The sequence below is a fragment of the Limnohabitans sp. JirII-29 genome (assembly GCF_003063395.1).
Taxonomy (GTDB): Bacteria; Pseudomonadota; Gammaproteobacteria; order Burkholderiales; family Burkholderiaceae_C; genus Limnohabitans.
Window position 1 is genome coordinate 138,130 of sequence record NZ_NESB01000004.1, and the last position, 15,708, is coordinate 153,837.

Consider the following 15,708-nt stretch of genomic DNA (forward strand, 5'->3'; position numbering starts at 1 on the left):
ATTATCCCCCCCTCGATGAACGACCTGAGCGCTTACTCCCGCTTTGTTCAACGTATTCGCCGCCGCTACCAGGCCGACATGGGATGGTTGCCCCCAGGTGAGCCGGTGATGGCCGGCATGCAAACGTGCCTGGCTGCCTTGCGCCAACAGCACGGTTGCGGTGAGGCGCTACGCATCTTGCGTCAACTGGTGATGGAGCGGCTGGTGGTGCTTGACTGCGCCCAACATGCCGAGTTGTCGGTGGTCACGCGCGCCATGACCGAGCTGGCCGAGCTGGCCCTGGACGTGGCCTACCAAGAAGCCTGCGCGCAACTGGATGCGCAATACGGCGCCCCCATGACACCCAACAGCCAACGTGCCGTGCTGTGGGTGATCGGCATGGGCAAGCTGGGGGCGCGCGAGCTCAATGTGTCCAGCGACATTGACTTGATTTATGTGTACGACGAGGACGGCGACACCACCGGCTTGCCCGACGGACGCGGGCGCATCAGCAACCACGACTACTTTGCCAAAGCGGTGAAGGTGATTTACAGCCTGATTGGCGACACCACCGAGCATGGCTTTGTGTTCCGGATGGATTTGGCCTTGCGCCCCAACGGCAATTCGGGCCCGAGTGTGGTCTCACGCAGTGCGTTGGAGGAATATTTTTTGGTGCAGGGCCGCGAGTGGGAACGCTTTGCCTGGCTCAAAAGTCGCGTGGTGGCACCGGCCAATGCACAAGCTTCGGCACAAGATTTGCGCGACACCGTGTTGCCCTTTGTTTTTCGGCGTTACCTCGACTACAGCGTGTTCGAAGCCTTGCGCGGGCTGCACCAACAAATTCGCAACCACTCCGCCAAACGCAGCGCAGGACGTCCCGAGCGCGCCAACGACGTCAAACTGTCGCGTGGTGGCATTCGCGAAATTGAATTCACCGTGCAACTGCTGCAAGTGGTGCGTGGTGGCCAATTCCCCGAATTGCGCACACGCCCCACCCTGCAAGCCTTGCAACGCTTGGTACAAGCCAAGCTCATGCCGACCCAGACCGCCGAAGCACTGGCCAAGGCTTATGTGTTTTTACGCCAAGTCGAGCACCGCATTCAGTACTTAGACGACCAACAAACCCACCTGCTGCCGACCCAAGATGCCGACCTGAACTGGATTTCGCTGACCTTGGGCTTTGGCGATGTGTGTGACTTTTTGATCCAACTCGACGGCCACCGGGAATTGGTGGCGCAAGAGTTTGACCGTTTGCTGGGTCAAGACAGCGCCCCGAAAAACAAGCACGGCAAAGACTGCAAAGGATGCAACCAGAGCAACGGGCTCGACTGCCCTGACCTGGAGAGTCTGCTGCCGCACCTCAGCGAACGTTTGCGCGCACGCGTGGCTGACTGGCCCGACCACCCACGCATACGCGCTTTGCGCGAAGACGGTCGCCAGCGCTTGCTCAAGTTGCTGCAACGCACCCAGAAATGGGTGCTGGAAGGACACGCCAGCGAAGATGCCGCCGTGCGCTGGTGCGACTGGATGGAGCCGTTGCTGCGCCGCGAAAGTTACCTGGCCTTGCTGATGGAGCGGCCACGTGTGCACGAACAATTGCTGCGCTTGTTGGGCGCCGCACGGTGGCCTGCGCGCTATTTGCTGCAACACCCCGGTGTGATCGATGAGCTGGCCAGCGAGGCTTTGTTGCACGAGCGCTTTGACCCCGTGGGCTTTGAAGACGAGCTCGAACAACGCCGCGCCGCCTTGCACAACGTGGAGCAAGACGACGACGAATCGTTGTTGAACCTGCTTCGTCGCGCACACCATGGCGAGATTTTTCGCACCTTGGCACGTGACGTGGAAGGCAGCCTGACGGTCGAGCAAGTGGCCGATGACCTGAGCGCGTTGGCCGACACCATGCTCAAAGTCACCAGCCGCTGGGTTTGGCAACGCTTGAAGCAGCGCCACCGCGACGAACCCTTGTTTGCCATCGTCGGGTACGGCAAATTGGGCGGCAAAGAACTGGGCTATGGCAGCGACCTTGACATCGTGTTTGTCTACGAAGACCCGCACGAACAAGCGGGCGAAATTTATGCCGCCTTTGTGCGCAAACTGATCAACTGGTTGACGGTGAAAACAGGCGAAGGCGACTTGTACGAGATTGACACCGCCTTGCGTCCCAACGGCAATTCCGGTTTGCTGGTCACCACCTTTGAGGCCTATGCCAGCTACCAAGCTCAGCGTGGCAGCAACACGGCCTGGACCTGGGAACACCAGGCCATGACACGGGCACGCTGCTGCTTGGGGTCGCCTGAGTTGCGCACGCGCTTTGAAGCCGTGCGCTGTAGCGTCATCCATGCGCCGCGCGATCACGCGGCGCTGGCACAAGAGATTCAAGCCATGCGCGACAAGCTGCGTGCGGCGCGGCCTGTCAAGGCAGGGTTGTTTGATGTCAAGCACAGCACCGGGGGCATGGTCGATGTGGAGTTTGCGGTGCAGTACCTGGTGCTGGCTTATTCCCATACCCATCCCAGCTTGAGCGCCAACCTGGGCAATATTGCGCTGCTGCACAACGCCGAAGCAGCCGGTTTGCTGCCGCCCGGTGTGGGTGTGGCAGCCGCCGATGCCTACCGTGAGTTGCGCAAAGTGCAGCACACCGCACGGCTGGATGAGCAACCCACACAAGTGGACGCGCACACCCTAGAAAACGAACGCTCGGCTATTGTTCGCTTGTGGGCAACGGTGTTTGGCACTTAGACAAACGGGCCATTTGTCGGTCGTGCAGCCCCGAGAACACCAGCAGTGACGTACTGGCCCCGATCAGGGCAAACAGCATGTCGGACTGTGTGTCCCACGGGTCGCCTTGGGTGGCCAAGAATTCATCCGCGCCTTGCCCCAGTGCTATGGCGGCGGCCCACTCCAGTAGCTCATAACTGGCACTGACCGCCAACACCACGCAGACCACCAAGAAAGCCAGCATCTTGCGCCCCTGCACGTAGGCGCCACGCTGCAAGATTTCGCGAGCCACCAGCGCGGGCACACACCCCTGGAAAAAGTGGCCCACCTTGTCGTAGGGGTTGCGGTGCAAGCCCAGCCATTCGGCCATCTCAAAACCCAATGGCACGCGGGCATAGGTGTACATGCCACCCACCATCAACACCCAGGCGTGCACAAAGATGCCGACGTACACCAGCGTGGTGAGAGGAAGATTTTTGTAGGTGGCGCACAGCAATGGCAGCGCCATGAAAACCGGCAACACTTCCAGCCACCATGTGGGCACGTCATACGCGTTGACGCCTGACCAGAGCAGGCCGCAAGACAACACTGCCACAGCAACAAGCAACGATGGGGTGCGGGAGGTGGGCATGGTGGGAGCAGCCTCGGGGGTCACTGCGCACGTATTTTGTTGACCAACGCCGTGGTGGAGTAGCCATCGACAAAAGGAATCGCCAGTGCACGCCCGCCATAGGCTTGCACCACGCGGGTCTCGGCCAGCTTGGCCATGTCGTAGTCGCCACCTTTGACCAAGATGTCGGGGCGCAACTCGGTGATGAGTTGCAACGGCGTGTCTTCGTCAAACCACGTCACCAGACTCACCGATTCGAGCGCCGCCATCAACACCGCACGATCGGCCTCGGCATTGAGCGGCCGATCCGGGCCTTTGCCCAAGCGTCGTGCAGACGCATCGCTGTTGAGCGCCACCACCAAGCTCGTGCCCAAAGAGCGGGCTTGCGCCAAGTAGGTGGCATGCCCGCGGTGCAGCACGTCAAACACCCCATTGGTGAAAACCACCGGGCCCAAGGCTTTCAAAGCGGCCACCCGCTGTACGGCCTCGGCACGGGACGTGAGTTTGGACAAAAAGGCGGGGGCGGGAAGAGGGGTGGCGGTCATGGCCGCAATTTTAGGTGGCGTGCTCGGCACGCCAACGCTGCACCTCAGCGGCGATGTGGGTCAAGCCTTGCAGGCACACCACACCGGCATGTTGACGCCGCTGCAACACCGGGTTTTGTCCGCCCGCCCAGACTTCAGTGTTGGAGGGCAACAGCTGGCTGAGTTCTTTCAATCCGTCCACCACATGCTTGGGGTTCATGCTGCTGCTAAAGCTCAAGGCCACCACATGCACCGCGTGGGCTTGTGCCGCTTTGGCAATGTCGTGCAGCGGCGTTTGCGTGCCCAGCGAGATGCAGCTCGCCCCTTGCAAAGCCAGCATGCTCTGCGCCATCAACAACCCCAAGCCATGTGGCTCTTGCGGAAAAGTGGTCAACAAGACACGTGGGGTGGCCTCGGATTTGCTGTCCACCAAGGTGTCCATGGCCTGACGCAGCAAGGCCGACACGCACTCGGTGTAGACATGTTCTTCAAACACCTCGATCTCGCCGCGCATCCACGCGTCGCCCACAGCGGTGGTGACGGGGGCCACCACATCGATGACAAATTGCTTGAGTCCCAGGTGCGTCATGGCTTGTTTGAGTTGGGTACGCAAGCCCTCGGTGTGGTGGCTGCGAATCAACTGCATGTAATGCGACACATCGGTGTGGCTGTCGACCGGTGTGACGACCCATGACTGCGGCGCGGCATAAAGGCTCTGACTCAAACGCTGCAAGTCTTCGGTGGGCAAGGGCACAATGCGGCCTGGACGCTGACCTTGGTCCATCAAGCGCTTGATGAGGCGCAGCCTTTCGACCTGCTCCAGCGGGTAAGTGCGTTCGCCATAGGCATCGCGACCGGGGGTCGGGAAGCCATAGCGACGCTCCCAGACACGCAAGGTGTCTTTGCCTAGGCCCGTGTCACGCTCGACCGCAGCGATCGACAGCAGCACGGGCGCAGAGTCAGCACGAAAGTTCATGAGGGGGTCGCGTAAAAATTGCCGAGGGGAAGGTGAGGGCTCTGGCTTTGTCATGGACAAAACCACCTATTTACGCCATCATCATTCAATAGCCATCACAAATCAAGCGGATCTCATGTCATTTTTCTCAGGTTTCATTCGTTGTTTAGGCCTTGCGCTCTGGGTTGGGTGGGTGTCACTGTCGCCCATCACGGCCCACGCGGCTGAGAACACACCCAGCGCTTCGGGCACCGCCTGCCCACGCGTGCTTCAACACACCGTGCTGCGCTTGCAAGACGAAAAGCCCCAAGCCTTGTGCCAATACGCGGGGCAAGTGGTGGTGGTGGTCAACACCGCCAGCTACTGCGGGTTCACCTCGCAATACAAAGGCCTGGAGGCGCTGTATGCCAAGTACAAAGACCGTGGCTTGGTGTTGTTGGGTTTTCCCTCCAACGACTTTTCCCAAGAGCCAGACAGCAACGCCAAGATTGCCGACTTCTGCGAGAACACCTACGGCGTGAAATTCCCGATGTTTGCCAAGTCGTCGGTGCGTGGGCCTGAGGCCCTGCCCTTGTTCAAACAACTGGCTGAACAAACAGGCACAGCACCACGCTGGAATTTTTACAAATACATCATCAGCCGCGACGGTCAACACATCAAGAGCTTCAACGCCATGACCGGACCACAGGACAAAAGCTTTGTGGCCGAAGTAGAAAAGCAATTGGCCGCGAAAGCCAACGGGTCATGAGCCAGCGCGTCGCCATCATCGGCTCGGGCATTTCGGGCCTGTCTGCCGCGCACCACCTGTCGGGTCGTGCAGACATCACGCTGTTTGAAGCAGCCGATTATTTTGGCGGTCACACCCACACCGTGGACGTGACCTTGCCCACACCCCAAGGTGTGCAAACGCATGGCGTGGACACCGGGTTTTTGGTGTTCAACGAACGCACCTACCCAGGCTTGATTGCGTTGTTCGACGAACTACAAGTCGAGACGGCGAAGTCCGACATGTCGTTCTCGGTGCAAGCACCGCAGGCCCCCGGCCAACGACCACTCGAGTGGAACGGCGCCTCGCTGAACACCGTGTTTGCGCAACGGCGCAATGTATTCAACCCGCGCTTCATTGGCATGCTGCGCGAGGTGCTGCGTTTCAACACGCTGGTCACCGAATTGGCCGAGCGCAACCACGACGAAGAGTTGGCACAACCGTTGTGTGAATTTTTGCTGGCCAACCGTTTTGGGGAGGCGTTTTGCGATGACTATTTGCTGCCCATGTTGGGCTGCATCTGGAGTTGCCCCACCGATCAAATGCTGATGTTTCCTGTGGCCACCATGGTGCGGTTTTGCCACAACCATGGGCTGGTGCAGGTCAACAACCGCCCGCAATGGCACACCGTGCGTGGAGGGGCGCGCCACTACGTCGAAAAAATCATCGCGCGCATTCAGGACAAACGCCTCAACACCCCGGTACGACGGATTGAACGCGAGGCACAGGGTGTCAGCGTCCACACCGCATCAGGCAGTGAACGCTTTGACGCCGTGGTGCTGGCCACGCACGCCGACCAATCGCTGGCCATGCTGGCCGCGCCCAGTGTGGATGAGGAACGCATTTTGGGTGCCGTGCGCTACCACCCCAACTTGGCGGTGTTGCACACCGACGCCTCGGTGATGCCGAAAAAGAAACTGGCCTGGGCGGCGTGGAACTACCAACGCGCGGCGCAAGCCAACACGGAACGCGCCCAAGTCTGTCTGCACTACTGGCTCAACCAGTTGCAGCCCTTGCCATTCACACACAACGTGTTTGTGTCACTCAATCCGATCGAAGAAATTGACCCCACCCAAGTGATGGGCCGCTTCGAGTACGCCCACCCTGTGTTTGACTTGGCCGCCATCCGGGCACAAGCCCAAGTGAGCGCACTGCAAGGCCAACAACACACCTGGTACGCCGGTGCTTGGATGGGCTATGGGTTTCACGAAGACGGCTTCAAGGCCGGACGCGATGCCGCGTTGGGTGTGCTGGCCCAATGAACACTCCCGCACGCGCGCACACCGCCGGGCCCTTGTTGGGCTTGGGACGCGTACGCCACACGCGCTTGCGCCCCAGCCACCATGCGTTTGACTACGCCACGTATTTTTTGCTGCTGCCCATGCGCAGCCTGGCAGCAGGTGCGCCCACTGAACTGGCCATCAACCGGGCCGGGCTGATGAGTTTTCACGACGTGGACCACGGCGACGGACGCAGCGCCGCACAAGGCGGTGCACTGGCATGGCTGGATGAGCTGCTGCTGCAAGAGGGCATCACCGACGCCACAGGTGAGGTGTGGCTGCATTGCTACCCACGGGTGCTGGGCTATACCTTCAAACCCGTGAGTTTTTGGTACTGCCACGCCGCAGATGGTGGCTTACGGGCCACCGTGGCGGAGGTGAACAACACCTTTGGCGAGCGGCATTGCTACCTTCTGGATCAACCACGCTGGGGCCAAGAACTGGTGGCCAGCAAGGTGTTTCATGTGTCGCCGTTTTGCGCCATCGAAGGCATTTACCGTTTTCGCTTCATGCGCACCACTGACCGCACCGTGGCACGTGTCGACCACGACGACGCGCTGGGCCCGTTGATTCAAACCAGCGTCAGCGGCACACTCATGCCCGCCACGCGCACAGCGCAACAGCGTGCTTTATGGCGCTTTCCCTTGATGACTTTGATGGTGATGGCACGCATCCACTGGCAAGCGCTGCAACTGTGGCGCAAGCGTGTGCGTTTTTTCACCAAACCCATACCCCCTCAAGATTTTGTGACCCGTTGACCGATGCCCCCAAGCGCCATGAACACCACCTCCACCTCCACATCTGCCTCCGTCTTGCCCCTGTCGAGCGATATGCCCGCCAGCGCACGCCGTGTGGTGGCCTTGTTGCACAAGTTGCGTCACGGCAGCTTGAGTGTGATGTGGCCCAACGGCAGCACCACACAGTTTGGTCAACACGACAGCGCGCATCCCGCCCTGCATGCGCACTTGCATTTGCACAACTGGAAGCCTCTGAGTGAGGCCATCAAGTCTGGCGACATCGGCTTTGCCGAGGGCTACATCGCGGGCGACTGGAGCACGCCCCACTTGCCAGAGTTGTTGCAACTGCTGGTGGCCAACCGTCGCGAGATGGAAGACCTGATCTACGGCCACTGGCTGGGCCGCTTGGTGTACCGCGTGCGGCATTTGCTCCACCGCAACACACGGCGCAACAGCGCCAAAAACATCCACGCCCATTACGACTTGGGCAACGCGTTCTACCAGCTGTGGCTAGACCCCACCATGAACTACTCGTCGGCTTGGTTTGGCGATGACCGCAGCCAAGACTTGTCACTCGCGCAAAACGCCAAAGTGCACCGCGCCTTGTGCATGGCGGGTGTCAAGCCTGGCGACCGGGTGATGGAGATTGGTTGCGGCTGGGGCGCACTGGCCGAGATGGGTGGCTTGGAGTTTGGTGCCCGCATGCACGGCGTGACCCTGAGCCATGAGCAATTGGCCTACGCCCAAGAGCGCATGCAGCGCGTGGGGTTGGCAGCCAGCAGCGACTTGCGCTTGCAAGACTACCGCGACATCAACGACGGGCCCTACGACGCGATTTGCTCGATCGAAATGCTCGAAGCCGTGGGCCAGGAATATTGGCCGACCTACTTTGAGACGGTGCAGCGCTTGCTCAAACCCGGTGGCAAGGCCTGCATTCAAACCATCGTGATCGATGACGCGCTGTTTGAGCGCTATGTCAAAAGCACCGACTTCATTCAGCAATACATCTTTCCGGGCGGCTGCTTGCCGTGTCCGCGCGAGTTCCGCGCCCAGGCGGCCGCAGCGGGCTTGCGCATCGTGGACGAGATGGCCTTTGGCCTGGATTACGCCGAGACCCTGCGTCGCTGGCGTCACGACTTTTTGGCCGACAAGCCGCGCGTGCTGGCCTTGGGTTTTGACGAGCGCTTTGTACGCATTTGGGATTTCTACCTGGCCTATTGCGAAGCGGCGTTTGAACAAGCCAACATCGACGTGGTGCAGTACACGCTGGAGAAGGTGTGATGCAGCGCAGGTCTTGGCTCATCGGCGCGGTGCCCTTGGTGTGCACCTGGCCTGCGCTGGCGCAAGACAACACCGCCAGCAAAGAACTGACCGCACAAGCCTTTCAACGCCTGCGCCCCCTGCTGGGCAACCCACGGCTGGTGGGTGAGCACCGCTTCACCTACTGGGGCTTTGACGTGTACCACGCCAGCCTGTGGGCCAGCAACGCCGCGTTTGCCCCCAACGAGTGGGCCTCGCAGCGCTTGGTGTTGGAGCTGCGCTATTTGCGCGACTTTCAGGGCCGCGACATTGCGCAGCGCTCCATCGCCGAGATGCAAGGCCAGCGCGCCCTGAGTGCCGAACAGTCCGCCACTTGGCTGCAAAGCTTGCAATCTCTGCTGCCCAATGTGCGCAGCGGCGAGGTGATCACCGGGGTGTACTTGCCCGAGTCGGGCGCGCAGTTTTTGCACCAAGGCAAAGCCGTGGGCGAGATACGCGAGCTGGAGTTTGCACGCCGCTTCTTTGGCATTTGGCTCTCGCCGCAAACCTCGCAACCGCTGTTGCGCCAACAGTTGCTGGCAGGCGCTTCGCCGTGACGAACACCCACCACGCACCGTGGCCCATCACGCAGTGGCTGCGCTTGAGTGGAATGGCTTTGCCGCTGGCCTTTGTGAGCTTGCCTTTGTATGTGCTGCTGCCACACCGCTACGCCACCGAGTGGGGCGTGCCACTGGCCAGCCTGGGGGCTTTGCTGTTGGCCGTGCGGGCCCTGGATGCCTTGCTTGACCCCTGGCTGGGAGCGCGCTGTGACGGCTGGTTTGCCCAGGGCATGACACGCGTGCGCCAGCGCACCGGTGTGTTGAGCGTTCTGTTGGCCTTGGGCTTTGCCGGTTTGTGGTTGCCCGATGTGTGGTTGCGCCTGCTGGGTGTGCAGGTCACGCCCGACAACGTTCTGCCCTTCGCCGCCGTGTGCTTGGTGCTGGCCTATGTGGGGGCCACCTGCTTGAACCTGAGCTTGCAGTCTTGGGGCACCCGCTTGGGTGGCCAGGCCACACAGCAAAGCCGTATCGTGGCGTGGCGCGAAGGCTTAGGGCTGGTGGGGGTGGTGCTGGCCTCGGTCTTGCCCACCTTGCTGCATGCCCACCTGCTGGTGAGTGGATTTGCGTTGGCACTGGGCCTGTGCTGGTGGCTGTGGCGCAGCGCGCCGTTTCCGTCGCAGCCAAGACACGACACCCACAGTGTCCCGGTCAGCGATGCATCGCCGCTGCAACGCCCAGCGTTTCGCGCCCTGCTGCAAGTGTTTGTGCTCAATGGCATTGCCAGCGCCGTGCCAGCCACCTTGGTGATGTTTTTCATCCAAGACCAACTGCAAGCGCCCAGCGGGTTTGAGGCGCGCTACCTGGGCCTCTACTTTCTGGCCGCCGCGGCGTCGCTGCCGCTGTGGCTGCGTGTGGTGCGCCGCGTGGGACTGTTGCAGGCCTGGGGCCTGGGGATGGTGCTGGCCATGGGCGTGTTCATGTGGACGGTCAGCTTGGCTGCCGGCGACTTGATCGGCTTTGGCGTGATCTGCGCCTTGTCGGGTGTGGCGCTGGGTGCCGACCTGGTGGTGCCTGGTGCCTTGCTGACAGGCGTGATTCAACGTGCGGGTGACGACGGCGCGCATGAGGGCCGCTACCTGGGGTGGTGGCAAGTGGCGACCAAGCTCAACCTGGCCTTGGCTGCGGGCGTGAGCCTGCCGGCCTTGCAAGCCCTGGGCTACACACCAGGAGCGCACAATGCCTCAGGACTGTGGGCGCTGACCTTGGCCTATGGTGTGCTGCCTTGCGGTCTGAAATTTTTAGCCGCGTGGCGTTTGTGGACGCTGCGCCATGTGTTGCAGGAGAACTGACATGATGAACCGACGAAAACTGTTGCTGGGCAGCGTGGGCACGGTGGCGGGCGCCGCAGCCCTGAGTGGCTGCGCCAGCCCCAGCGTGGACGACTATGCCAACGAGCGCCCGCTGCTGGACCTGCGCCAGTACTTCAACGGCACGATCGATGCCTGGGGCGTGTTCACCGACCGCAACGGCAAGGTGGTCAAGCGCTTCACCGTGGTGATGAACTGCCAATGGCAAGGCGACAGCGGCGTGCTGGACGAAGACTTTGTGTATTCCGACGGCACCCGCGACAAACGCATTTGGCGTTTGCAGCACTTGGGCAACGGGGCCTACAGCGGCACGGCGGGCGACGTGGTGGGCACGGCCCAAGGCCAAACCCGTGGCAACAGCTTTCGCTGGGGCTACACCCTGGCGCTGCCCGTCGATGGCCAGGTCTGGAACGTGCAGATGGACGACTGGATGTACCTGATGACCCCACAGGTCATGCTCAACAAAGCACGCATGACCAAGTGGGGCATCCACCTGGGCGATGTGACCCTGTCGTTCCAGCGCCGAGCCTGACATGCGGCCCATGAACCCACCCATCACCGAATGGTCAGGCCGCAGTGTGTGGCTGATTGGGGCGTCCAGCGGCATTGGCCTGGCCACCGCACACGCGCTGCATGCCGCTGGCGCACGCGTGGTGGTGTCGGCACGCCAAGAGGCGTTGTTGGCGGAGTTTGTTCAAGCGCACGCGGGCGCGCATGCGTTCACCCTGGATGTGACCGACGCCCAAGGCATGCGACACGTGGCCGAGCAAGTGCAAGCACTGCAAGGGCTGGATGTGGTGGTGTACTGCGCGGGCTATTACAAGTCGGTGCGGGCCACGGCGTATTCGCTGCCCGAGATGCTGCAACACCAGGCGGTGAACTACACCGGTGCCTTGCACATGCTCGACGCCGTGTTGCCAAGCCTGCTGCAACAAGGCCAGGGTCACCTGAGCTTGATCTCCAGCGTGGCAGGCTACAGGGGCTTGCCGCAAAGCCTGGCCTATGGCCCCACCAAAGCGGCGTTGATTCACTTGGCCGAAGCCTTGTACATGGACCTCGCATCCCAAGGCATCGGCGTGAGCGTGGTCAACCCGGGCTTTGTGGCCACGCCTCTGACTGCACAGAACACCTTTGAGATGCCGGCCTTGATCAGCCCGGCACAAGCCGCCCAAGCCATGTTGCAGGGCTGGGCCCGTGGGCTGTTTGAAATTCATTTCCCCAAGCGCTTCACGCGCTGGCTCAAGCTGTTGCGCGTGTTGCCCTATCGGTGGTACTTTGCCATCGTGCACCGCGCCACCGGCCTGTGAGGCCCTCATGCACACCCGCGAACACACCCCTCTTGGCAACGACACCCCGCAAGCCGCACTGGCACGTTTGGTGGCTTTTTTTGAACACCTGCAACCCAGCGACTTGGCGCAACTGGGCGACATCTACAGCCACGATGCACAGTTCAAAGACCCGTTCAACGAGGTGACAGGCTTAGCCGCCATCCAGGCCATTTTTGAGCACATGTTTCGCGAATTAGAGGCCCCTCGCTTTGTCATCACCCAATGCGTGCAACAAGGCGCACAGTGTTGTGTGACCTGGGATTTTTTGTTTGCATTTCGCAACTTCAAGCGCGGCACCACGCAGACCATCCGGGGTGCCAGCCACTTGGTGCTGCGCCAAGACCAAGGCGTTTGGCGCGTGGCCGTACACCGCGACTACTGGGACGCAGCCGAAGAGCTGTACGAAAAGTTACCGCTGGTGGGTGCTTTGATGCGCTGGCTCAAGCGCCGCGCCAACCGCTGAAAGAAAAAGGCCCGCTGCGGCGGGCCTTGGCCGTTCACGCTGGCTGTGTGTCTTGAAAACTCGGGCGTTGCGCCAAGCGCTCGTACAAGGCGCCGAGGCTGGGATGCTCGCTGCGCCAATCGATGTAGGCAAAGCGGAAATCCAAATAGCCCAGGGCACAGCCCACGGCAATGTCGGCCAGGCTCAAGTGAATGCCCATGCAGTAGTTGCGTTCGGCCAAGGCGCGGTCCATGGCAGCCAAGGTGTCGTCGATTTTTTTCATCTGACGCTCAATCCAGGCTTGGCTGCGTTCGGCATCGGCGCGACCCGGCCAGTGCGCTTCGAGGCGGGCCAAGATGGCCGCATCGAGCAAGCCATCGGCCAAGGCCTCCCAGGTTTTGACTTCGGCGCGGTCGCGTCCACCGGGTGGGATGAGCTTGCCCACCGGCGACAAGGTGTCGACGTATTCCACGATGACGCGCGAATCAAACAGCGCTTCGCCGCCTTCCATGATCAGACATGGCACCTTGCCCAAGGGGTTGGATTGGGCGATGTGGGTGTCGGCAGACCAAACGTCTTCAAGCAAGAACTGGTAGTCCAGTTTTTTTTCTGCCATGACGATGCGTACTTTGCGCACGTAGGGACTGCTGATGGCACCAATGAGTTTCATAAATCGTGTGTGGTTTGAATTGACCTGCATTTTATCGGGCTCCGCGCGCCGCCTGATACGAGCGGCACCACCTAAAATCGGAGGATGAGCATTACCCAAGTCACGGCCTTGTCGCCGCTGGACGGCCGATACGCCGCCAAACTCTCCGCCCTGCGTCCTTTGATGAGCGAGCAAGGCTATATGCACCGCCGTGTGCAAGTCGAAATTGCCTGGTTCATCGCCTTGAGTGACGCGGGCTTTGACGAGTTCAAGCCCTTGAGCGCCGCGGCCCGCAGCCACTTGCTGGCTTTGGTGAGCCAGTTTTCCACCGAAGACGCTTTGGCCATCAAAGAGATTGAGAAGACCACCAACCACGACGTGAAGGCGGTGGAGTACTGGATCAAAAACCAATTCAAGGGCCACGCCGAGCTGGAAGCAGCCGCCGAATTTGTGCACTTTGCCTGCACCAGCGAAGACATCAACAACACCAGCCACGCCTTGCAGCTCAAAGCCGGTCGCGACCAGGTGCTGCTGCCGGGCCTCGACGGCTTGATCGCCAAGCTGCGCGAGATGGCGCACACCTACGCCGATGTGCCCATGCTCAGTCGCACCCACGGCCAGACCGCCAGCCCCACCACGGTGGGCAAAGAGGTGGCCAACGTGGTGATGCGTTTGCAAACCGTGCGCACGCGCATTGCCGCCGTGCCCATGATGGCCAAGATGAACGGCGCGGTGGGCAACTACAACGCCCACCTGAGCGCCTGGCCCGACACGGACTGGGAAGCCTTCAGCCGCCGTGTGGTGGAAACACCCGAGCCTGTGGGCTTGGGACTGACATTCCAGCCCTACAGCATTCAGATCGAGCCGCACGACTACATGGCCGAGTTGTTCGATGCGGTGGCACGTGCCAACACCATCTTGATCGACTGGTCACGCGATGTGTGGGGCTATGTGTCCTTGGGCTATTTCAAGCAGCGCTTGAAAGCGGGCGAGATTGGCTCGTCGACCATGCCGCACAAAGTCAACCCGATCGATTTTGAAAACGCCGAAGGTAATTTGGGCCTGGCCAATGCCTTGCTCAAACACCTGAGCGAAAAGCTGCCCATCAGCCGCTGGCAACGCGATTTGACCGACTCGACGGTGTTGCGCAACATGGGCGTGGCACTGGGTTATGCCGCATTGGCGTACCAGTCGCTGCATGTCGGTTTGAACAAGTTAGAACTTAACCGCGAAGCCCTGGACGCTGACCTCGATGCGGCCTGGGAAGTGCTGGCCGAGCCGATTCAAACCGTGATGCGCCGCTACGGCGTGCAGGGTGCCTATGAAAAGCTCAAAGAGGTGACGCGCGGCAAGACCGTGACCCCCGAAGCCCTGCATGGCTTGATTCGCTCGCTGGAGATTCCACAGCCTGAGATTGACCGTCTGTTGGCCCTGACCCCCGGCAGCTACGTGGGCAAGGCAGCTGAGCTGGCCCGCCGCGTCTGAGCGACGCACACACCATGGCTATCAAATCCACCATCTTCAAGGCGAACGTTCAGATCGCCGACATTGACCACGGCTACTACGCCGACCACGCGCTCACCCTGGCGCGCCACCCGAGCGAAACTGACGAACGCATGATGGTTCGCTTGGTGGCGCTGTCGCTGCAAGCGCACCAGTTGCAAGACGTGTGCAACGGCGACGGCGTGCTGGGCTTTGGCGCAGGCCTGTCCGACCCCAACGAACCCGATGTGATGCTGCGCGACTTCACGGGTCGCACGCGGCTGTGGATCGAAGTGGGCCAACCCGAAGAAAAACCGCTGCTCAAGGCCTGTAGCAAAGCCGATCAGGTGATGCTGTATGTGTTCTCCAGCTCGGGCGAGGTGTGGTGGCGCACCATGCAAAACAAACTCATCAAGCCCAGCACCTTGCAGGTGTGGCGCATTCCCAGTGCCGCCTCGCAAGAGTTGGCCAAGCTGGCCGAGCGCAGCATGCAGTTGCAGGCCACGGTTCAAGAAGGCGTGGTGATGATGAGCAACGGCAAGACCACGGTTGACATCGAATGCGAGCGCTGGAAGTGAGTCTCAGCGCATGAGGCCTAAGAGGCTGCGCTGTCTCTGACGTTTTCAGACGCGCGCTCAGCGTATTTGTTGAAGCGCCAAGAGGTGCCAATGATGCTGATGCGCCGCCAGGTGCTGCGCTTGTCGGCAGGAGACATTTCGGTCCAGTACTGCACCTCGTCAAAGGTACGTCCGCAACCCTTGCATTCGGGGTCGCCCTGGCTGGTCGAGCAAATGGCAATGCACGGTGTGTCTGGCGTGCTCTGGTACCAAGTGAGCCACGCGTCATAGGCCTTGGCTGGAAAACCTTGTTCGGCGGCTTCGTCCTCGTGGTAGTACACCATCATGGCGTAGACCTCGGCCAAGGCACGAATTTCAGGCGCGAGTGTGACGCCATCGGGAGAGGGCTTTTTGTCGCGCCAAAAATTGATGGCGGCTTCGATGTCGGTGATGTGAATGCCTGACATGGCGCTAGAGGGGGCTACCTAATAAACCGGGACCTTGGGGGGTGTGGA

The 15,708-nt window shown here is 61.0% G+C and carries 17 protein-coding genes; 12 read left to right on the forward strand and 5 right to left on the reverse strand.

The genetic code is table 11. The features are described 5' to 3' along the window. The first annotated feature begins 15 nt into the window (after positions 1 to 15). Positions 16 to 2,718, forward strand: coding sequence for a bifunctional [glutamate--ammonia ligase]-adenylyl-L-tyrosine phosphorylase/[glutamate--ammonia-ligase] adenylyltransferase (gene glnE, locus B9Z39_RS08190; RefSeq protein WP_108301338.1), 2,703 nt, complete (start codon positions 16 to 18; stop codon positions 2,716 to 2,718). Here glnE and B9Z39_RS08195 read toward each other — a convergent pair. From B9Z39_RS08195 to B9Z39_RS08205, 3 genes are read right to left on the reverse strand one after another with little or no spacing between them, the layout of a single operon-like run. Continuing rightward, positions 2,681 to 3,328, reverse strand: coding sequence for a DUF2238 domain-containing protein (locus B9Z39_RS08195; protein WP_108301494.1), 648 nt, complete (start codon positions 3,326 to 3,328; stop codon positions 2,681 to 2,683). The two genes, glnE and B9Z39_RS08195, sit on opposite strands and share 38 nt — an antisense overlap. A 20-nt stretch (positions 3,329 to 3,348) precedes the next feature. Next, positions 3,349 to 3,852 (reverse strand): D-glycero-beta-D-manno-heptose 1-phosphate adenylyltransferase, encoded by a 504-nt coding sequence (rfaE2, locus tag B9Z39_RS08200; RefSeq protein WP_108301339.1) that lies wholly within the window; start codon positions 3,850 to 3,852, stop codon positions 3,349 to 3,351. 10 nt (positions 3,853 to 3,862) lie between these two features. Continuing rightward, complete coding sequence (locus B9Z39_RS08205) at positions 3,863 to 4,807, reverse strand: MerR family transcriptional regulator (protein WP_108301340.1); 945 nt, start codon at positions 4,805 to 4,807, stop codon at positions 3,863 to 3,865. 115 nt (positions 4,808 to 4,922) lie between these two features. Between B9Z39_RS08205 and B9Z39_RS08210 the strand changes: the two genes are divergently transcribed. Genes B9Z39_RS08210 through B9Z39_RS08250 form a run of 9 tightly spaced genes read left to right on the forward strand, consistent with a single transcriptional unit; the run spans position 4,923 to position 12,526 of the window. After that, on the forward strand, positions 4,923 to 5,534 hold the full coding sequence (locus B9Z39_RS08210; RefSeq protein WP_100147387.1) for a glutathione peroxidase: 612 nt from the start codon (positions 4,923 to 4,925) through the stop codon (positions 5,532 to 5,534). Further along, positions 5,531 to 6,814 (forward strand): NAD(P)/FAD-dependent oxidoreductase, encoded by a 1,284-nt coding sequence (locus B9Z39_RS08215; protein WP_108301341.1) that lies wholly within the window; start codon positions 5,531 to 5,533, stop codon positions 6,812 to 6,814. Before B9Z39_RS08210 ends, B9Z39_RS08215 begins: the two co-directional genes overlap by 4 nt. After that, a complete protein-coding gene (locus tag B9Z39_RS08220) occupies positions 6,811 to 7,590 on the forward strand; it encodes a DUF1365 domain-containing protein (protein WP_108301342.1) in 780 nt (259 codons plus the stop codon). Before B9Z39_RS08215 ends, B9Z39_RS08220 begins: the two co-directional genes overlap by 4 nt. Before the next feature lie 18 nt (positions 7,591 to 7,608). Beyond that, complete coding sequence (locus B9Z39_RS08225) at positions 7,609 to 8,850, forward strand: cyclopropane-fatty-acyl-phospholipid synthase family protein (RefSeq protein ID WP_108301343.1); 1,242 nt, start codon at positions 7,609 to 7,611, stop codon at positions 8,848 to 8,850. Then, complete coding sequence (locus tag B9Z39_RS08230; RefSeq protein ID WP_108301344.1) at positions 8,850 to 9,425, forward strand: chalcone isomerase family protein; 576 nt, start codon at positions 8,850 to 8,852, stop codon at positions 9,423 to 9,425. Before B9Z39_RS08225 ends, B9Z39_RS08230 begins: the two co-directional genes overlap by 1 nt. Beyond that, positions 9,422 to 10,717 (forward strand): MFS transporter, encoded by a 1,296-nt coding sequence (locus tag B9Z39_RS08235; protein WP_233248954.1) that lies wholly within the window; start codon positions 9,422 to 9,424, stop codon positions 10,715 to 10,717. The genes B9Z39_RS08230 and B9Z39_RS08235 overlap by 4 nt, the downstream gene beginning before the upstream one ends. A 1-nt stretch (position 10,718) precedes the next feature. After that, positions 10,719 to 11,267: a DUF3833 domain-containing protein gene (locus B9Z39_RS08240; protein ID WP_233248955.1), complete on the forward strand. Its 549-nt coding sequence runs from the start codon at positions 10,719 to 10,721 to the stop codon at positions 11,265 to 11,267. Between the two features lies 1 nt (position 11,268). After that, entirely contained in the window at positions 11,269 to 12,042 is a 774-nt protein-coding gene (locus B9Z39_RS08245; protein ID WP_108301345.1) for an SDR family NAD(P)-dependent oxidoreductase, read from the forward strand. A 7-nt stretch (positions 12,043 to 12,049) separates the two neighbouring features. Further along, positions 12,050 to 12,526, forward strand: coding sequence for a nuclear transport factor 2 family protein (locus B9Z39_RS08250; protein WP_108301346.1), 477 nt, complete (start codon positions 12,050 to 12,052; stop codon positions 12,524 to 12,526). A 34-nt stretch (positions 12,527 to 12,560) separates the two neighbouring features. Here B9Z39_RS08250 and B9Z39_RS08255 read toward each other — a convergent pair whose 3' ends face one another. Beyond that, entirely contained in the window at positions 12,561 to 13,175 is a 615-nt protein-coding gene (locus tag B9Z39_RS08255; protein ID WP_108301347.1) for a glutathione S-transferase C-terminal domain-containing protein, read from the reverse strand. An 84-nt stretch (positions 13,176 to 13,259) separates the two neighbouring features. Between B9Z39_RS08255 and purB the strand changes: the two genes are divergently transcribed. Next, on the forward strand, positions 13,260 to 14,639 hold the full coding sequence (gene purB, locus B9Z39_RS08260) for an adenylosuccinate lyase (RefSeq protein WP_108301348.1): 1,380 nt from the start codon (positions 13,260 to 13,262) through the stop codon (positions 14,637 to 14,639). Positions 14,640 to 14,653: 14 nt separating this feature from the next. Further along, entirely contained in the window at positions 14,654 to 15,214 is a 561-nt protein-coding gene (locus B9Z39_RS08265; RefSeq protein ID WP_100147267.1) for a YaeQ family protein, read from the forward strand. 17 nt (positions 15,215 to 15,231) lie between these two features. Here B9Z39_RS08265 and B9Z39_RS08270 read toward each other — a convergent pair whose 3' ends face one another. Next, positions 15,232 to 15,660: a DUF3717 domain-containing protein gene (locus tag B9Z39_RS08270; RefSeq protein WP_108301349.1), complete on the reverse strand. Its 429-nt coding sequence runs from the start codon at positions 15,658 to 15,660 to the stop codon at positions 15,232 to 15,234. Between the last annotated feature and the right edge of the window lie 48 nt (positions 15,661 to 15,708).